This window comes from Streptomyces sp. NPDC029122, assembly GCF_055569445.1.
In genome coordinates, this window is the sequence record NZ_JBVHWK010000005.1 from 183,989 (window position 1) to 199,926 (window position 15,938).

General features: G+C 73.8%; 14 protein-coding genes. 3 read left to right on the forward strand and 11 right to left on the reverse strand.

Annotated elements, in window-relative coordinates:
- Positions 1-10: 10 nt before the first annotated feature.
- The 7 genes from ACZ4WZ_RS08985 to ACZ4WZ_RS09015 form a co-directional block, all read right to left on the reverse strand.
- Positions 11-2,080 (reverse strand): SpoIIE family protein phosphatase, encoded by a 2,070-nt coding sequence (locus ACZ4WZ_RS08985; protein WP_467887065.1) that lies wholly within the window; start codon positions 2,078-2,080, stop codon positions 11-13.
- A gap of 356 nt (positions 2,081-2,436) precedes the next feature.
- Positions 2,437-2,916 carry a DUF3574 domain-containing protein gene (locus ACZ4WZ_RS08990; RefSeq protein ID WP_467887068.1) on the reverse strand — a complete coding sequence of 160 codons (480 nt, stop codon included), beginning with the start codon at positions 2,914-2,916 and terminating at the stop codon, positions 2,437-2,439.
- A 102-nt stretch (positions 2,917-3,018) separates the two neighbouring features.
- The gene (locus ACZ4WZ_RS08995) at positions 3,019-3,942 is read right to left on the reverse strand and encodes a DNA-binding protein (RefSeq protein WP_467887070.1); all 924 of its coding nucleotides are present in this window, start codon (positions 3,940-3,942) and stop codon (positions 3,019-3,021) included.
- Positions 3,939-5,156 carry an MAB_1171c family putative transporter gene (locus tag ACZ4WZ_RS09000; protein ID WP_467887073.1) on the reverse strand — a complete coding sequence of 406 codons (1,218 nt, stop codon included), beginning with the start codon at positions 5,154-5,156 and terminating at the stop codon, positions 3,939-3,941. Before ACZ4WZ_RS09000 ends, ACZ4WZ_RS08995 begins: the two co-directional genes overlap by 4 nt.
- Positions 5,153-5,770 carry a hypothetical protein gene (locus ACZ4WZ_RS09005; RefSeq protein ID WP_467887075.1) on the reverse strand — a complete coding sequence of 206 codons (618 nt, stop codon included), beginning with the start codon at positions 5,768-5,770 and terminating at the stop codon, positions 5,153-5,155. Before ACZ4WZ_RS09005 ends, ACZ4WZ_RS09000 begins: the two co-directional genes overlap by 4 nt.
- Before the next feature lie 426 nt (positions 5,771-6,196).
- Positions 6,197-7,384 (reverse strand): amino acid aminotransferase, encoded by a 1,188-nt coding sequence (locus tag ACZ4WZ_RS09010; protein ID WP_467887078.1) that lies wholly within the window; start codon positions 7,382-7,384, stop codon positions 6,197-6,199.
- Positions 7,377-8,393, reverse strand: coding sequence for a DMT family transporter (locus ACZ4WZ_RS09015; protein WP_467887079.1), 1,017 nt, complete (start codon positions 8,391-8,393; stop codon positions 7,377-7,379). Before ACZ4WZ_RS09015 ends, ACZ4WZ_RS09010 begins: the two co-directional genes overlap by 8 nt.
- Positions 8,394-8,548: 155 nt before the next feature.
- Between ACZ4WZ_RS09015 and ACZ4WZ_RS09020 the strand changes: the two genes are divergently transcribed.
- Complete coding sequence (locus ACZ4WZ_RS09020) at positions 8,549-9,025, forward strand: Lrp/AsnC family transcriptional regulator (RefSeq protein WP_467887082.1); 477 nt, start codon at positions 8,549-8,551, stop codon at positions 9,023-9,025.
- A gap of 26 nt (positions 9,026-9,051) precedes the next feature.
- Here the strand turns inward: ACZ4WZ_RS09020 and ACZ4WZ_RS09025 are convergent, their stop codons facing one another.
- The 4 genes from ACZ4WZ_RS09025 to ACZ4WZ_RS09040 form a co-directional block, all read right to left on the reverse strand.
- Positions 9,052-9,561 carry an O-acetyl-ADP-ribose deacetylase gene (locus ACZ4WZ_RS09025; RefSeq protein WP_467887085.1) on the reverse strand — a complete coding sequence of 170 codons (510 nt, stop codon included), beginning with the start codon at positions 9,559-9,561 and terminating at the stop codon, positions 9,052-9,054.
- A complete protein-coding gene (locus ACZ4WZ_RS09030) occupies positions 9,561-10,979 on the reverse strand; it encodes a phytoene desaturase family protein (protein ID WP_467887087.1) in 1,419 nt (472 codons plus the stop codon). Before ACZ4WZ_RS09030 ends, ACZ4WZ_RS09025 begins: the two co-directional genes overlap by 1 nt.
- A gap of 119 nt (positions 10,980-11,098) precedes the next feature.
- Positions 11,099-11,923: an inositol monophosphatase family protein gene (locus tag ACZ4WZ_RS09035; protein ID WP_467887090.1), complete on the reverse strand. Its 825-nt coding sequence runs from the start codon at positions 11,921-11,923 to the stop codon at positions 11,099-11,101.
- 155 nt (positions 11,924-12,078) lie between these two features.
- Positions 12,079-12,711 (reverse strand): TetR/AcrR family transcriptional regulator, encoded by a 633-nt coding sequence (locus ACZ4WZ_RS09040; protein WP_467887093.1) that lies wholly within the window; start codon positions 12,709-12,711, stop codon positions 12,079-12,081.
- A gap of 272 nt (positions 12,712-12,983) precedes the next feature.
- Between ACZ4WZ_RS09040 and ACZ4WZ_RS09045 the strand changes: the two genes are divergently transcribed.
- Positions 12,984-14,027, forward strand: a complete 1,044-nt coding sequence (locus ACZ4WZ_RS09045; RefSeq protein WP_467887096.1) for a M4 family metallopeptidase — start codon at positions 12,984-12,986, stop codon at positions 14,025-14,027.
- Positions 14,028-14,223: 196 nt separating this feature from the next.
- Positions 14,224-15,798 carry a M4 family metallopeptidase gene (locus ACZ4WZ_RS09050; protein ID WP_467887398.1) on the forward strand — a complete coding sequence of 525 codons (1,575 nt, stop codon included), beginning with the start codon at positions 14,224-14,226 and terminating at the stop codon, positions 15,796-15,798.
- Positions 15,799-15,938: the final 140 nt, after the last annotated feature.

Here is a 15,938-nt window from a genome sequence, read left to right on the forward strand (position 1 = left end):
GGGCGGGCCGTCACCCGGTCCGGGCGGTACGGGCCAGCAGTACGGCCACGTCGTCCTGCGGGGCGGCGGGCAGCAGCCGCGCCAGGATGCCGTCGCACAGCTCCTCCAGCGGCCTGCCCGCCCGGCGCAGGACCCCGGCGAGGCGGTCCATCCCCTCGTCGAGGTCCCGGTCACGGCACTCGATCAGCCCGTCGGTGTAGAGGGCGAGCAGGCTGCCGGGGGGCAGCGGGACCTCCTCGGTGCGGAATTCCCGCCCGCCGGTGCCCAGCGGGGTGTTGGGCGGGCCCTGGAGGAAGGCGACCCGTCCGTCGGGGGTGGCCACGGCGGGCGGCGGGTGGCCGGCGCGGGCGATGACGCAGCCTCCCGCGGCCGGGTCGTGGACGGCGTAGACGCAGGTCGCCATCACGTCCTCGCCGAGGTCGGCCACGACCGCGTCGAGGGAGCGCAGCAGTCGGCCGGGCGGTACGTCGTGGCGGGCGAGGGTGCGCACGGCGGTGCGCAGCTGGCCCATGACGGCGGCCGCGTGGATGCCGTGGCCCATGACGTCGCCGATGACGAGTCCGGTACGGCCGCCGGGCAGCTGGATGACGTCGTACCAGTCGCCGCCGACGTCGTGTTCGCTGGCGGGCAGGTAGCGGCCGGTGAGTTCCAGGCCGGGCACGTCGGGCAGGGCGCTGTTGGTGAGGCTGCGCTGGAGGGTGAGGGCGGCCTGGCGCTGGCTGGTGTACATCCGGGCGTTGTCGATGTTGAGGGCGGCCCGGGCGACGAGTTCGTCGATGAGCACGCAGTCCTCCGCGTCGAAGGGCTCGCGGGAGCGCAGCCGGGTCACGGCGACCGCCCCGAGCACCTTGCCGCGCGCGACCAGGGGCACCATCCGGGCCGATCCGAGGGTGGCCAGGTAGTCGCGCAGGGCGTCCGCGCGCGGGTCGGTGATCAGCGCGGGGATGTCGGAGACGTACAGGTTCATGGGCACGCCCTCGGCGATGACGCGCTCGTACACGGTCCCGGCGGGGATGCGGAAGGTCTGGCCCGGTGCGAGGCGGGAGGTGGGGGCCGAGGGGTCGGGGAAGGTGGCGGCGAGCCTGCGCAGCAGCCCGTGGGCGGAGGCGGCGGCGACGGCGCTCTCGTCGGGGTCCAGTACGGCCTCGAGGAGCTGTACGTCGGCCGAGTCCGCGAGCTGAGGGACCAGCAGGTCGGCGATCTCCTGGGCGGTCTGGCGCAGGTCGAGGGTGGTCCCGATGCGGGTGCCGGCTTCGGCGAGCAGGGCGAAGCGGGCCCGGGCCCGCTCGGCCTCCAGCTGGGCCCGCTGGCCCTCGGTGATGTCGATGAGGGAGGCGATCAGGCCGAGGGGGCGGCCGCCGCCGTCGAGCAGGGGGGCGTAGGAGCAGGACCAGGTGCGGTCCTGGTCGGGGTCGGCGGGGGTGCGGCCGGTGCGGCGGACGTCGACGACGGCGGTGCCCTGTTCGAGCACCTGGCGCATCGTGTCCTCGAGGGCGGTGGCGTTGACGCCGGGTACGACCTCGGTGAGGCGTTTGCCGAGGTGCTCGGCGGCGGAGACGCCGTTCATCCGGGCGAGGGCGTCGTTGACGCGGAGGAAGCGCAGGTCGGGGCCGAGGGTGGCGAGGCCGATGGGTGACTGGGTGAAGAGGCTCTGGAGGGCGGCGAGGGAGTCCCGCATGCGCAGGACCTCGGAGGTCTCGACGGCGATGAGCATGGCGCCGGTACGGCCCTGGGGGTCGGCGGCGGGCACGATCCACATCTCCATCGCCACCCGGTGGCCGTCGCGGTGGCGCACGGGCAGGGTGCCGACGACGGTTTCGCCGGCCTGGACCCGGCGGGTCAGGTCGTCGGCGAGCTCGCGGTTGGCCTCGGGGACGAGTACGGCGGTGCCGGGGCGGCCGAGGATGTCCTCGGGGCGGTGGCCCAGCAGGTCCTGGGCGGCCAGGGACCACTCCACGACGCGGCCGTCCGCGTCCTCCCGCCACAGGGCGATCGGGAGCAGTTCGCGCAGTACGCCGGCGTACCCGACCGCCGCCGCCGGCGGATCGGGCACCTTGCTCGTCGACTGGTAAGTGTCCAATGCACCGACCTCACCCCGAGGGGGCCTGATTCGTACCGATTCACCCTATCCGAGGGCCCGGCGCGGGGCTCTGCGTCGAGCGCCGGCACCCGGTACGGGCGGCCGGCGGCGGTCGGCGCCGCGGGCGGACGGGCGGGCGGCCGATCGGCGCCGGAGGCCGCACACGGGTCGGCCCGTCGTGGCGATCACCGTACCCGGCTTTCCGGGCCGCGGGAAGCGGCCGGTGCCGCCGCTGACGGGCGGCACGGCGGCGGGCTCCCCGGGGCCGGCGGCGGGCGGCCCCGGTCCGGGGGTGCACGGACCGGGGCCGCACCGGAACGGCGGTCGTCCTCCGACGGCCCCGGACCGGTCGTCCGTCAGAAGTCGACCGCCGCCCGGACATCGGCCCGGCCGACCGACTCCAGTTCCCACATCGTGCAGTAGAGCCTGCGGATGTACTCGATGTCGGCGTTCCGGGCGTGGGCCTCGCGCACCGGGTACATGACCGTCAGCTCGTACGATCTCTCCCGGTTGATGTCGCCTTCCTTGTCACGCCACTGGCCACGGCCCTCCTGGAGGGTCAGCCCGGAAGGAAAGCGCGGCGTGACCACGTCGGCGATGAACTGGTTGAACTCCTCCTCGGTGATGGGCGGGTGCCCGTCGTGCCTGCCCGTACCGAAGTAGAGGTGCGTCGAGATGTACGCACTGCCCGTCGCGGCGGCGTCCGCCTCCGCCGACGCCGCCGAGGCGGTGCGGGTGCCGAGGGAGGCCTGCGACACCGGTCCGCCGAAGGCGAAGAGGAGCGCGGCCGCCGCCAGCAGGCCGGCGGCGGGCGTGGAGATCCTTAAGGGGCGCATGGGGTCGTCCTGTCTGTTCCGTGTGTTGTCCGGTGATCCGCGGACCTGCTGGTCCGCGGCCCCCGCCCGACGGGCGGTTCCGGCTGCCGGTCCTGCGGGGTCCTATGCGGGCAGCGATTCCTGGAGGAAGGCCGCCGCGTCCCGCAGCCGGGCCGGAACGCCCGCGTCACGGCGGAGGGCGCGCGCCGTCCCGCCGAGGGTCTCGGTGGTCCGTACCGACCCGATGGCGGCGGCGCCCGGAGCGACCCTTGCGATCAGCTCCTCCGCCTCGCGCCAGGCCCCTGCGCCCGCGAGGGCCGCGAGCAGCTGCGCCGTGAACAGGTGCCGGTAGGAGGGGCCCGGGGCGGTGGCCGCCCGGTGCAGCAGCGCGATGGCCCGGTCCCAGCGGCGCAGCCTGGCCTGCACCCAGCCCTCGTGGCCCAGCAGTTCGGTCTCGTCGATCCACCAGGCCCAGTGCGGATCCCGGCGGGAGACGCCGTCGAGGAACCGGCTGCGGGCGCGGGACACCAGCTCCAGCGGCTCCCTCCGGCCGCCGAGCAGGGCCGTGGCGTGGGCCTGCCGGATCAGGACGAGGCTCGCGACCCTCGCCGGGAGCGGCCGTGGTCCGCCCACCCGGGCCGCGGCCTCCAGAGCGGCGCGCGGCCGTCCGGTGTGGGCGGTGAGCATGCTGTGGTTCAGCAGGACCAGCCGGGCCGTCCAGCGGTCGCCGCAGAGCTCCGCCAGGGCCAGCGCCCGTGCGTTCATCCGGCGGGCCTGCCGGTAGCGGCCCGCGTCGAAGAGGATCCAGCCGATGACCTCGCTCAGCTCGGCGAGGGCCGCGAGCCGGTCCGGGTCGTACGCGCGCAGGGCCGGCGGGTCGGCCGCCAGTTCAGGGATCCGCCGCACGGCCTCGTGTACGGCGGGCAGGGCGGCCGTCGCGCCGCGCTCCGTGTCCAGGGCCACGAGGCGGCCGATGGTGCGTACGGCGAGCCGGACCGCCGCGTCACGTGCCTCGGCGCCGCCCGGCGGGCCGGCGGGCGCCGTCATGACAGCAGACCGGCGTCGACCCCGCCGGCGCGGCGCTGGCGGAGGTCGTCGAAGGAGGAGGCCACCTTGCTGAGCCAGTCCACCTCGTCGCGGAAGTCCTCGTACGGGGGCCGTACGGGGATGTCGGAGGTGTCGGCCCGCTCGGCGCGCTCGGCCCGCTCCTCGGCCGGGCGGCTCAGGACGGCGCGCACCTGGAGCGCCTCGCCCAGGGGGGAGGTGGGGTCCTCGGGGAGGTCCAGGGAGCGGGCCACGCGGACGAAGTCCTCCAGGGAGAGGGAGGTGCGCAGGATGAGCTGGCCGTCGCGTATCTCGATGACGCGCCGGTAGAGGCGGTAGTGCGGGTCCCGGGGCGGCACCAGGTCGCGCAGCCAGGAGCGCGGCGGGTCCAGCGCGATGTCGGGCGTGGCCTCGTACAGCGCCCACCACAGGGGCCGCAGCCGCAGGTAGGAGCGGTAGCTGCGGGCCCAGCCCCGGGCGCGGGTGATGCGGATCCCCCAGGAGGGGATGGTCCAGCCGGCGATCTGGAGGAGGGCGCCGACGCTGCCGCAGGTCCACTGGATCGGGTCGAGCACGGCCGCGTCGAAGTCCAGGCGGGTCCCGGCGATCTGGATGCCGCGGGTGACGCAGTAGACGAGGATCATGCTGGCGCCGACGGTGACGGTGCGCATGCCGACCTTGAGCCACTGCCGGTTGGCCATCGTCGTGAAGCGCAGCGACAGCCGCACCGTCTCGAACTGGCCCACGGCGCAGATCAGCAGGTAGAAGGACATGTAGAGGGCGTAGCTGCCGTGCTGGATGCTGAGCAGGATCGTGGAGGTGGCCGTCTCCGAGTGCGCCACCGGGCCGACGGCGAAGGAGGCGACGACCAGGACCGCGAGGGCCGCCCCGAAGAACAGGACGCGGCGGCGCGCCATGCGCCGGGCCTCGGCGGGCGGCGAGGACCAGTAGACGAGGACGACCTGCTGCGCGGCGGTCAGCACCACCACGGCGGCCTGGGTGATCAGCGAGGTGATGTTGGGCAGGCCGAAGAAGGCGGAAATGTGCAGCCGGAGCTGGTCCAGGTCGACGAGGAAGCTGATCCCGGAGCACAGGAAGTAGGTGCACAGCGCCCACAGGGCGATGTCGTTCCTCCGGCGCAGCAGGTCCGGGAGCCGGTAGGCGAAGGCCGCGAGGCCCACGAAGGCGCAGACCCACGCGAGGACGGTGTAGATCACGCGGGCCCCTGGTCGGGCCTGCCGAGCCCGCTCTCGATCCGGGCCACGATCTCGGCGGCCTCGTCCGGCACGCCCCAGGCGCGCTCGGTCCAGCGCTTGGTGGCCCGGGCGAGGATCAGCGAGGCCATGGTCTCGGCCTCCTGCTCCTCGTCGTCGCTGTAGCGGGAACGCATCAGCACGCCGCGGACGGCGTCGGGGTCGACGTCCGAGAACAGCCCGCCGGAGCCGTCGGCGTCGGCCGCCGGGGCCTCGGCGGGGCCGCCGAGCTGGTCCAGCTGGACGGATCCGTTGTGGTCGAAGGCGATGTGGGCGAGCTCGTGGGCGATGATGTGTTCCTTGTGCGACGCCGAAGCGGCCTTCTCGAAGGCGATGATGTCGAAGTCATCGGTTTTCAGCCATACGCCGAAGAGATGCCGCTCGGGGAAGGCCGTCGGAATCAAATGGATGGGGCGTCCACGCTGCTCGCTGAGATATGCGTGGAGTTCGTCGATGCCGCATCCGTGCTCCATGCCCCACTGCGCGAGCAGTCCCTCGCAGGTGTGGCGGACCTTCTTGAGACGGCGCCTGAGCCGCCTGTCCTCCGACGCCGGTAACGCGGAGCCAGGTAACTTCATCCCTCAGTCCTCCGGCGAACCCAGCGGTCGGACAATGCGGCCATGATGCCACACCCCAACTCAGCCCTGCGCAAGGCCAGTTCTATCCGGCCATTCGCTCCTGGATTTCATCCGCCCATTCCCCTTGACTACGGGATGACGCGGAGGAAAATTGGTGATACACCGGAATACCGGAAAGAGCCGCACCTCCCTCGGGAGACGTTCCGAGGCCCGCGTGACCCTTGTCCAGGCTCTGGCCAGGCCCCCGGCCGTTCTCGCGGACCACGGGAGCCATCGGCGACGGCGGATGGCTCATGGCACCGGCGGAACGACCGGGGACTGTCACGTCCGGGGGTGCCCGTGGAACGGGTTGCGCGTTCCCTCACTTCCGCGTTCCGCCGCCCGCGTGCCCCCCGGCGCTCTCGCTCCCGACGCCCCCTCGGCTCGTCAGCGGCCCGCCAGCACTCCCCCGATGCCCCGCGCGAGGCAGGGGATCCGGTCGGCCGGGATGCCCGCGATGTTGATCCGCCCGGCGGTGGTCCCGTAGATCGCGTACTCCCGGCGCAGCCGGAGCATCTCGTGCGCCGTCAGCGGCAGCATCGAGAACATGCCCCGCTGCCGTGCGAGCGAACGCGCCTGTGAGCGGTGTCCCATGGCGTCCAGGCGGGCGGTCAGGTCCGCCCGGTTGGCCTCGATCCGGCCGCGCATCGCGTCCAGTTCCGCGCGCCAGAGGTCCCGCAGCCCCGCGTCGTCCAGGATCGTGGTGACGACGGCGGCCCCGTGCTCGGGCGGCATGGAGTACAGGGTCCGGGCGGCGTTCTGCAGGGCCGTCTCGGCGTGCCGCACCGCCCGGGCGGACGCGCCGAGGACGATGGCGCAGCCGGTGCGGTCGCTGTAGAGGCCGAAGTTCTTGGAGCAGCTCACGGCGATGAGCATCTCCGGGACCCGCCCGGCCAGCAGGCGCGTGGCCGCCAGATCGGCCTCCAGCCCGTCGCCGAGTCCGTGGTAGGCGAGGTCGACGAAGGGGACCCAGCCGTTGCGGGCCGCCAGCTCCGCCAGCGCCTCCCAGTCCTGCGGCGCGGGGTCGGCGCCGGTCGGGTTGTGGCAGCACCCCTGGAGCAGGACGACGTCGTCGCGCCGCGCCCCCGCGAGGTCGCCCAGGACCCCGGCGGCGTCGAAGCCGCCCTCGGCGTCGCACCAGCCGAAGGTACGGACCTCCAGGCCCGCGGCCTCCAGGATGGGGCGGTGGTTGACGTAGGCGGGGTCGCTGATCCACACCGTGGTGCCCGGGCGGGTCCGGCAGATCAGGTCGGCGAGCAGGCGCAGCGCGCCGGAGCCGGCGACGGTCTGCACGGCCGCGGCGCGGTCGGACGGCCCCTGCGGGCCGAGGACCAGGTCCAGCAGGGCCCGGTTGAAGGCGGCGTTGCCGGAGAGCCCGCGGTACTCCTTGGACTCGGAGCGCTCGGCGAGGCGTATCTCGGCCTCGCGGACGGCGGCCATGACCGGGGTGCGGCCGGTGTGGTCGCGGTAGACGCCGAGGACCAGGTTCAGCCGCTCGGCCCGCTCGTCGGAGCCGAACTCGTAGGTCAGGTCCCACAGCGGGTCGGTGGGCGGCGGGGGAAGGAGCTCAAGCATCTGCGGGGACCTCGGGGCGGGGACGCGGACGGACGGGGGGACGGGGAGGGACGGGTGTACGGCGCCGGTTGGCCAGCACCACCCCGGCGGTGATCAGCGGTACGCCGATCAGCACGGCCGGGGTCGGGGACTCGCCGAGGACGGGAATGGCGAGGAGGACGACGGCGACGGGGCTGAGGCTGCCGACGACGGAGCTGCGCTCGGCGCCGAGCCGGCGGATGGCGAAGGCGTACAGCAGGCCCGCGCACAGCCCGACCCCGAGCCCCTGCACCACGAGGAAGGTGACGATGTCGCCGCCCGTGGCGTGCGCGAGGCCGGTCGGGAGGACTCCGGTCAGTACCAGCAGCCCGATCACGGTGAAGGAGGGCAGGCACAGCAGCCCGATCGACCCGACGGGGTCGAGGTCCACGTCCCGCAGCCCCACCGTGTACAGCGCCCACAGGCCGCTGGCCACCAGGAGCGTGCCCGCTCCCTCCAGGACGTCGGTGTCGACGGGGACGACGTACCGCCAGACGAGGGCGGCCACCCCGGCCGCGATCAGCGCGAGCCCGGCCACCTGCGTGCCCCTGGGCAGTCCGTGGCCCCGGGCGGCCATCAGCGCGGCGACGAAGAGCGGGACCATGCCGGGGACGATCGAGCCGACGAAGGCGGCCGAGGTCAGGGACCCGCCGTGCATGGCGGCGAGGAAGAACGGCACCCCGGCCCCGCAGACGATCTTGATGGCGGCGGCCGGCTTCACGGCGGCGATACGGCGCCTGCGCCGCCACAGGGCCGGCAGCAGGACGAGGAGCGGGACGCCGAAGCGCAGCAGGGCCGCGTCGGCGGGCTCGAGGGTGGAGGCGCTCAGGCCGCGCGCGCTGAGCGCGAAGGCCGCCCAGATCGCCACGGTCACCAGCAGCGCGGCCATCCCCCGGGCCTGCGGTGACGGTCCGCGCCGGCGGGGGTTTCCGGCCGGCGGGACCGCCGTGTCGTGAGGCGCGGCCGCGCCGGTGGTGTTGGTCGCGACCAAGGAATCTGCTCCAGCCTGTGAGAGCGGGCCGGTCCGGCCCGTTCCCGGGCAACGTTAGGGCTTGTGCCGGGGCAGCCGATTGCCAGTTCTGTTGCTCGGACATACGTTTGGGGCAGGATCTGCCAAGGAATGGCGGAGAAGCCCCAGGAGCAGCCGTGGACGCGGTCGATCTGCAGATCATCCGGGAGTTGCAGGCCGACGGCCGCCTCTCCAACCAGGACCTCGCGGACCGCGTCCGCCTCTCCCCCTCCCCCTGCCTGCGCCGGGTCCGCCGGCTGGAGGAGGCGGGCCTGATCCGCGGCTACACGGCGGTGGTGGACCAGGTGTCCTTCGGGCTCCCGATCACCGTCTTCGTACGCATCCGCCTGGAACGGCACACGGCGGAGGCCGTCGCCCTGTTCGAGGAGCACGTCGCGGTCATCGAGCACATCCAGGACTGCTATCTGATGGCGGGCAGCAGCGACTACCTGCTCCGGGTGGTCATCGAGGACCTGGAGGCGTACGAGTCCCTGGTGCGCCACCGCATCCACGCCATCCCCGGAATCGCGTCGATCGAGTCGAGCTTCGCGTACGGCAGCGTGAAGCAGTCCCGTACCTATCCGCGCCCCACCCCTGGGGGCCGCGGGCGGTGACCCGCGGTTCCCGTACCGGAGCCGGATCAGCGGAGCCGGCGCGCGAACACCTCGTAGGCGGCGGCGTCGAAGAGGACGAAGCGGACCTCCTCCACCGACGTGCGGGCGGTCCGCACGGTTTCGACCGCGATGCGGGCGCCGTCGTCCATCGGCCAGCCGTAGATGCCGGTGGAGATCGCCGGGAAGGCGACCGTACGGGCGCCCAGTTCATCGGCGACGCGCAGCGATTCGCGGTAGCAGGAGGCCAGGAGCTCGGAGCGGTCCTCGTCGCGGGACCAGACCGGGCCGACGGTGTGGATGACGTGCCCGGCGGGCAGCCGGCCGGCGGTGGTGGCGACGGCCCGTCCGGTCGGCAGTCCCTTGCCGTAGTGGGAGCGGCGCAGGTCCTGGCAGGCGGCCAGGATCTCGGGGCCGCCGCGCCGGTGGACGGCGCCGTCCACTCCCCCGCCGCCGAGCAGCGAGGAGTTGGCCGCGTTGACGATCGCGTCGGCCTTCTCGGCCGTGATGTCGCCCTGGACGAGGGTGATGCGTACCATCAGCCGGCCTTTCGCAGGTGCCGCCAGACCGCCTTGGCGGCGTTGTGGCCGGACATGCCGTGCACGCCGGGGCCCGGCGGGGTCGCCGAGGAGCAGAGGAAGACCGCGGGGTGGGCGGTGGTGTACGGGGACAGGGTGAGCTTGGGCCGGAGCAGGAGCTGCAGGCCGGAGGCGGCGCCGCAGGCGATGTCCCCGCCGACGTAGTTGGGGTTGCGGGCCGCGAGCTGCGGCGGGCCCGCCGTGGCGCGGGCCAGCACCAGGTCGCGGAAGCCGGGGGCGAAGCGCTCCAGCTGCCGTTCGACGGCTTCGGTGAGGTCTCCGTCCCAGCCCGAGGGGACGTGGCCGTACGCCCAGAAGACGTGCTTGCCCTCCGGTGCCCGGCCGGGGTCCACCAGGCTGGGCTGGGCGGTGATGAGGAAGGGGGTGCGCGGGGCGCGGCCGCCCGAGGCCAGCTGGAGGGCGGCGTCGATGTCGCGGCTGCCGGGGCCGATCTGGACGGTGCCGGCCCTGCGGGCGGCCTCGGCGGTCCAGGGGACGGGGCCGTCGAGGGCGTAGTCGAGCTTGAAGGCCGCCGCACCGTACCGGTAGCCGTCGTACGCCCGGCCGAGGCGGGCGATCCGGGCCAGTGCGGTCGGCGAGGTGTCGAAGACGTAGGCGCGGGCGGGGGGCAGGTCGTCGAGCCGCTTGACCTCGAAGCCGGTGTGGAGGGTGCCTCCGAGGTGCGTCAGGTAGCCGGCGAGGGCGTCGGAGACGGACTGCGAGCCGCCGCGCGGCATCGGCCAGCCGCCGGCGTGCGCGGCGAGGGCGAAGACCAGGCCGACGGCGCTGGTGGCGATCCCGTTCAGCGGGGCCATGACGTGCGCGACGAGTCCGGCGAACAGGGCGCGGGCACGGTCGTCGTGGAAGCGGCGCAGCAGCCAGGTGGAGGGCGGCAGTCCGGCCAGGCCGAAGCGGGCCAGGGTGAGGGGGTCCCGGGGCAGGGCGGTGTTGGGCAGGGACATGAAGTCCCGGGCGAGGGTGTCCCATCTGCCGAGGAACGGCTCCACCAGCCGCCGGTACGCGCCCGCGTCGCGCGGCCCGAGTGAGGCCGCCGTCTCCGCCACGGAACGGGCGAGCACGGCTGCCGTGCCGTCGTCGAAGGGGTGCGCCATGGGCAGCGGGGCGTGCAGCCACTCCAGCCCGTAGCGCCCCAGCGGCATGGTCGCGAACACCGGGGAACCGGCGCCGAGCGGGTGCACCGCGGAGCAGGGGTCGTGCCGGAACCCGGGGAGGGTCAGCTCCTCGGTGCGGGCGCCGCCGCCGATCGTCCCGGCGGCCTCGAAAACGGCCACCGAGTGCCCCCGGCGGGCGAGTTCGACGGCGGCCGTCAGGCCGTTGGGCCCCGCCCCCACCACGACTGCGTCGAGAATCGACGGCACTGACAACAGCTCCTTCGTCCGGCGACGGCCACTGCCTCCAGCCTAGGCCCTGCCGTCGGAGCCCCTCCCGCGGCCATCGCCGGGAGGTGCTCCGCGGGCCCCGGCGTCCGGCGCGGCGGCTACGCGCCCCGCAGCAGTTCGCGGACGCGGACCGCGGTGGCCTCGTCGCGGCCGATCGCGAACGGGAGGGCGTTGTCCCGGTCCACCCGGAAGGGGACCCCGTCGACGGTGCTCTGTGCACCGCCCGCCTCGGCGACCAGCAGCAGGCCGGCCGCGTGGTCCCAGGCGGAGGGCCAGGTGAAGGCCAGCGCGTCCATCTCCCCGCGCGCCACCTTCAGGTACTCCAGACCCGCCGAACCGCACGGGCGGGCGGCGACGCCGGGCACGTCGAGCCGGGCCAGGTTCCGCCGGTCCTCCTCGGACGTGTACAGCGGGTGCGCGGTCGCCACGCGCAGCTCGGCGCCGGGCTCGGGCGAACCGCTGTGGATCCGCTCGCCGTTGACGTACGCGCCCTGCCCGCGTACGGCGGTGGCCATCTCGTCCAGGGCCGGGGCGAAGGTCCAGGAGGCGAGGATCTCGCCGCGCAGGGCGAGCGCCACCAGGGTGCAGAAGCCCGGATCGCCGTTGACGAACTGCCGGGTGCCGTCGACCGGGTCGACGATCCACACGGGGGCGTCGGCGCGCAGTGCCCCGTAGACGTTCGGGTCGGCGTGCACGGCCTCCTCGCCGACCACGGCGGAGCCGGGAAGCAGGCGGGTCAGGGAGGCGGTGAGGTGTTCCTCGGCCTTCCGGTCGGCGACGGTCACGAGGTCGTGCGGGCCGCTCTTCTGGTCCACCTCGTGCTCGGCGAGCTGCCGGAACCGGGGCATGATCTCCACCGCCGCGGCCTTGCGGACGGCTTCGTCGACAGCGGACAGGTCAAGGGCCGGAAATTCATCGATCATGCCCCCAGCAAAGCACGTGAGGCTGACAAACCCATCGCCGTTTCCGGTCGGCGTTCCGTACGCGGGGGTGCTGTCCGGTGAACCGCGGCGGGCCGAACCCGCGCCCCGCCCGCCCCGTCGGCCCCGTCGGCCCCGTCGGCCCCGTCGGCTCCGCGTCAGGCTTCTTTGACCGCCGCCTCCACCAGGGCGCGGGCCGCCCAGGTGATGGCCTCCTGTTCGGCCTCCGGGCCGAGGCCGCGGACGTCGCGCAGGGCGATCTGCGCCTCCCAGCCGACCACCATGGTCAGGGCCGAGACCAGGCGGCGGAAGGGCTCCTCGTCGAGGGTCCCGCGCAGTGGCGCGCAGGCCTCCTCCAGCCATTCGATCCGGCGCTGGGTCCGACGGGGGCCGGCCGGCTCCCCGCCGTCGTCGCGGGTCGGGGGGTCGACGGTCAGCCGGATCAGCCTGCGACCGAGGGCGAGGGACTGCGGCGAGTACTTCAGCAGCGTCCGGACGAGGGCGTCCACCCGGCCCGCCGCGTCGCCGGCCAGCGCGGGGTCGTTCAACGCCTCTTCGACCGGGGGCTCGTTGAGGGCGCCGACGGTCGCGTCGATCAGCAGGTGGTCGAGGCTCGGGAAGTACGCGTAGACCGTGCGGCGCGACACGTCGGCGGCGGCCGCGATCTCGTCGATGGACGGCGTGGCTCCGCCGGCGCTCAGCCTCGCGGCCGCGTCGACGATCGCCTTGCGGGTGCGGCGGCGCTGCGCTTCGCGCCCCCCGCCGCGGCGGGCCGGCTCCTCAGGGGGCATCGCGTCCTGTCTTCCCTCGGGCCGGCGAGCGGGGCCGGCGCACGGTTTTGACGGTGACTCACACGCGGAGTATATCCAGGTGCAATGACTGCATGAGAGTGCAGTCATTGTGCCGCGCAGCACCGCCCGTACGGGAATCCGTCCCGTATCGCCGAGAACTCGAACGGTCCCGAGGCCTGGTCAAAGCTGCCGCGCGTGCGCAAGGATGCCGCTTCCGCACCACGCGGCCGCTCTATTCTCCGCCATCCCGTACCCCTCACAGGAGGATGTCCATGCCCCGCACACCCCGCGGGTTCACCGCGACGGCCACCGCCGCCGTGGCACTCCTCGGTCTCGCCGTCCCCGCCTCGGCCACCACGTCCGGGCCCGCGAACCCCCTTTCCCAGGCCCGCGTGTTCATGGTCAACCCCGTGCAGTCGTCCGGCGACCAGACCCTCACCGACGCCAAGGACTCCGCCGGCGCGATACCGGCCTCCGCCTACGCGACGGCCGCGCTGCGCAACCTCGACGGCAGCGGCGGCCTTTCGGGCAAGTGGGCCGCGGTCCGGTCGGAGACCGGTACGCCCGCGTCGGTCGCCGCCGCCGGGGGCTACAACCGCTCCGACGACCAGTTCGAGCAGGTCATGGCCTACTTCTGGGTCAACGAGGCGCAGGAGTACCTCCAGAGCCTCGGCTTCGGCAGCGAGCTGCCCGGCGCCAACGACCGCGTCCAGCCGGTCCGCATCAACCAGTGGGGCGCCGACAACTCCTACTTCACCGACAAGAAGGCCGAGATCCGCTTCGGCAAGGGCGGTGTGGACGACGCCGAGGACGCCGAGGTCATCCTCCACGAGTACGGGCACGCCGTGCACCACGCGCAGGTCCCCGGCTTCGGCAGTTCCCCCGAGGCCGGGGCGATCGGCGAGGCCTTCGGCGACTACCTGGCCGTGGAGGTCGGCGACCACGCCGCCGCCGCGTACGGCTGGCCCCGGGTCGCGGACCGGGCGTGCGTCGCCGACTGGGACTCGGTCCCGTACAGCGCCGCCCCGCACTGCCTGCGCCGCATCGACGGGACGAAGGTGTACGAGGACCGGGTGGGCGAGGTCCACGCCGACGGTGAGATCTGGTCCCGCGCCCTGTTCGACATCCGCGGCGCCCTCGGCGCCAGGACCGCCGACCGCATCATCGTGAACGCCCAGTTCCGGTTCGCCCCGGACACCGGCTTCCGGGAGGCGGCGCTGGCCACGATCGACACCGCCCGGAGCATGTACGGACAGAGCGCGGCGGACGCCGTCCGTGCCGCGTTCAAGGACCGCCGGATCCCCGGGGTCCAGTAGGCCCGATCCGCCCGGCGCCCGCCGCACCGGGGGCGGGCGCCGGAATGCTCCGGTTTCGGTCGTTGACCGGACACCGATCCCCGCTCCCCGGACAACAGCAGGTCAAATTATTGTTGCGTACCTGTCATCGGCTGGCTTCTCTCTGGCAATCTCCGTGGCGTCCCCCACGACACCAGGAGAGCGAGTGACCCACCCCATGTCCTCTTCCCCCACCTCTCGCAACCGCACCCGGATGCTGCGCACCGCCGCCGTCGTCGCCTCGGCCGCGATGGTCGCGGTCGCGGCCCAGAGCGGCACGGTCAGCGCGGCAGCCGAACGGGAGGCGGGCGCGACCGCCCTCACTCTCTCGTCCGGCGCCCGCGCCCAGGCGATATCCGCCGCGCAGAGCGAGGCGGCGACCACCGCCCGCGCCATCGGCCTCTCCGACGGGGAACGCCTCGTGGCGCGGGACGTCATCAAGGACGCCGACGGCACGGTGCACACCCGGTACGAGCGCACCTACGCCGGACTCCCGGTCCTCGGCGGCGACCTGGTGGTCCACCAGAAGAAGGACGGCAGCCGCAAGACGACCAAGGGCACCGAGGCCCGCATCGCCCCGGCGGCCGCACGCGGCCTGAAGGCCGCTCCCGCCGGCGCCCGTCAGGTCGTGTGGGCCGCCACCGGCACGCCGGTCTTCGCCTACGAGTCCGTCGTCACCGGCACCGAGCCCGACGGCACTCCCAGCGAGCGCCACGTCATCACGGACGCCGCGACGGGGGCCGAGCTCTACGCGTACGAGGCCATCCACACCGGGACCGGCACCAGCGGCTACTCCGGCACCGTCCCCCTCGGCACCACGCAGAGCGGATCCGCGTACAGCCTGACCGACGCCGCGCGCGGCAGCCACAAGACCTACGACCTGAACGGCGCGGCCTCGACCGCGACCGGCACCCTCTTCACCGACGCCGACGACGCATGGGGCGACGGCACCCCGTCCAACCGGCAGACCGCCGCCGTCGACGCCCACTACGGCGCGGCCGTCACCTGGGACTTCTACAAGTCCGAGCTCGGCCGCAACGGCATCGCCGGCGACGGCAAGGCCGCGTACTCCCGCGTCCACTACGGCAACGCCTACGTCAACGCGTTCTGGTCCGACAGCTGCTTCTGCATGACCTACGGCGACGGCGCGAACAACCAGAAGCCGCTCACCTCACTGGACGTCGCGGGCCACGAGATGAGCCACGGCCTGACGGCGGCCACGGCCAAGCTGAACTACAGCCGCGAGTCGGGCGGCCTCAACGAGGCGACCAGCGACATCCTCGGCACCTCGGTGGAGTTCTTCGCCAACAACTCCGCCGACGCCGGCGACTACCTCATCGGCGAGAAGATCGACATCCGTGGCAACGGCACGCCGCTGCGCTACATGGACAAGCCCAGCAAGGACGGCGTCTCCGCCGACTACTGGTCCAAGACCGTCGGCCGGCTGGACGTCCACCACTCCTCCGGCGTCGGCAACCACTTCTTCTACCTGCTCTCCGAGGGCAGCGGCGCCAAGACGGTCAACGGGGTGTCCTACGACTCCCCGACCTACGACGGCTCCACCGTCGCCGGGATCGGCCGTACCAAGGCGTACAAGATCTGGTACAAGGCGCTCTCCACCTACATGACCTCGACCACCAACTACGCGGGCGCGCGCACCGCGACCCTCCAGGCGGCGGCCGACCTCTACGGCACCTCCGGCCCGGAGTACCAGCAGGTGGCGGCCGCCTGGAAGGCCGTCAACGTCAACTGACCCACCCCGGGGGGGGGGGGGGGGGGGGGGGGGGGGGGGGGGGGGGGGGGGGGGGGGGGGGGGGGGGGGGGGGGGGGGGGGGGGGGGGGGGGGGAGGGGGTGTGGGGGGGGGGGGGGGGGGGGGGGGGGTGGAACTCATC

Bases quoted from the DNA above. Each gene is read 5' to 3' on its own strand.
- ACZ4WZ_RS09045 (WP_467887096.1), top strand. From the start codon at position 12,984: ATGCCCCGCACACCCCGCGGGTTCACCGCGACGGCCACCGCCGCCGTG.
- ACZ4WZ_RS09010 (WP_467887078.1), bottom strand. From the start codon at position 7,384: ATGCTTGAGCTCCTTCCCCCGCCGCCCACCGACCCGCTGTGGGACCTG.
- ACZ4WZ_RS09050 (WP_467887398.1), top strand. From the start codon at position 14,224: ATGTCCTCTTCCCCCACCTCTCGCAACCGCACCCGGATGCTGCGCACC.
- ACZ4WZ_RS09040 (WP_467887093.1), bottom strand. From the start codon at position 12,711: ATGCCCCCTGAGGAGCCGGCCCGCCGCGGCGGGGGGCGCGAAGCGCAG.
- ACZ4WZ_RS08990 (WP_467887068.1), bottom strand. From the start codon at position 2,916: ATGCGCCCCTTAAGGATCTCCACGCCCGCCGCCGGCCTGCTGGCGGCG.
- ACZ4WZ_RS09025 (WP_467887085.1), bottom strand. From the start codon at position 9,561: ATGGTACGCATCACCCTCGTCCAGGGCGACATCACGGCCGAGAAGGCC.
- ACZ4WZ_RS09005 (WP_467887075.1), bottom strand. From the start codon at position 5,770: ATGAAGTTACCTGGCTCCGCGTTACCGGCGTCGGAGGACAGGCGGCTC.
- ACZ4WZ_RS08995 (WP_467887070.1), bottom strand. From the start codon at position 3,942: ATGACGGCGCCCGCCGGCCCGCCGGGCGGCGCCGAGGCACGTGACGCG.
- ACZ4WZ_RS09035 (WP_467887090.1), bottom strand. From the start codon at position 11,923: ATGATCGATGAATTTCCGGCCCTTGACCTGTCCGCTGTCGACGAAGCC.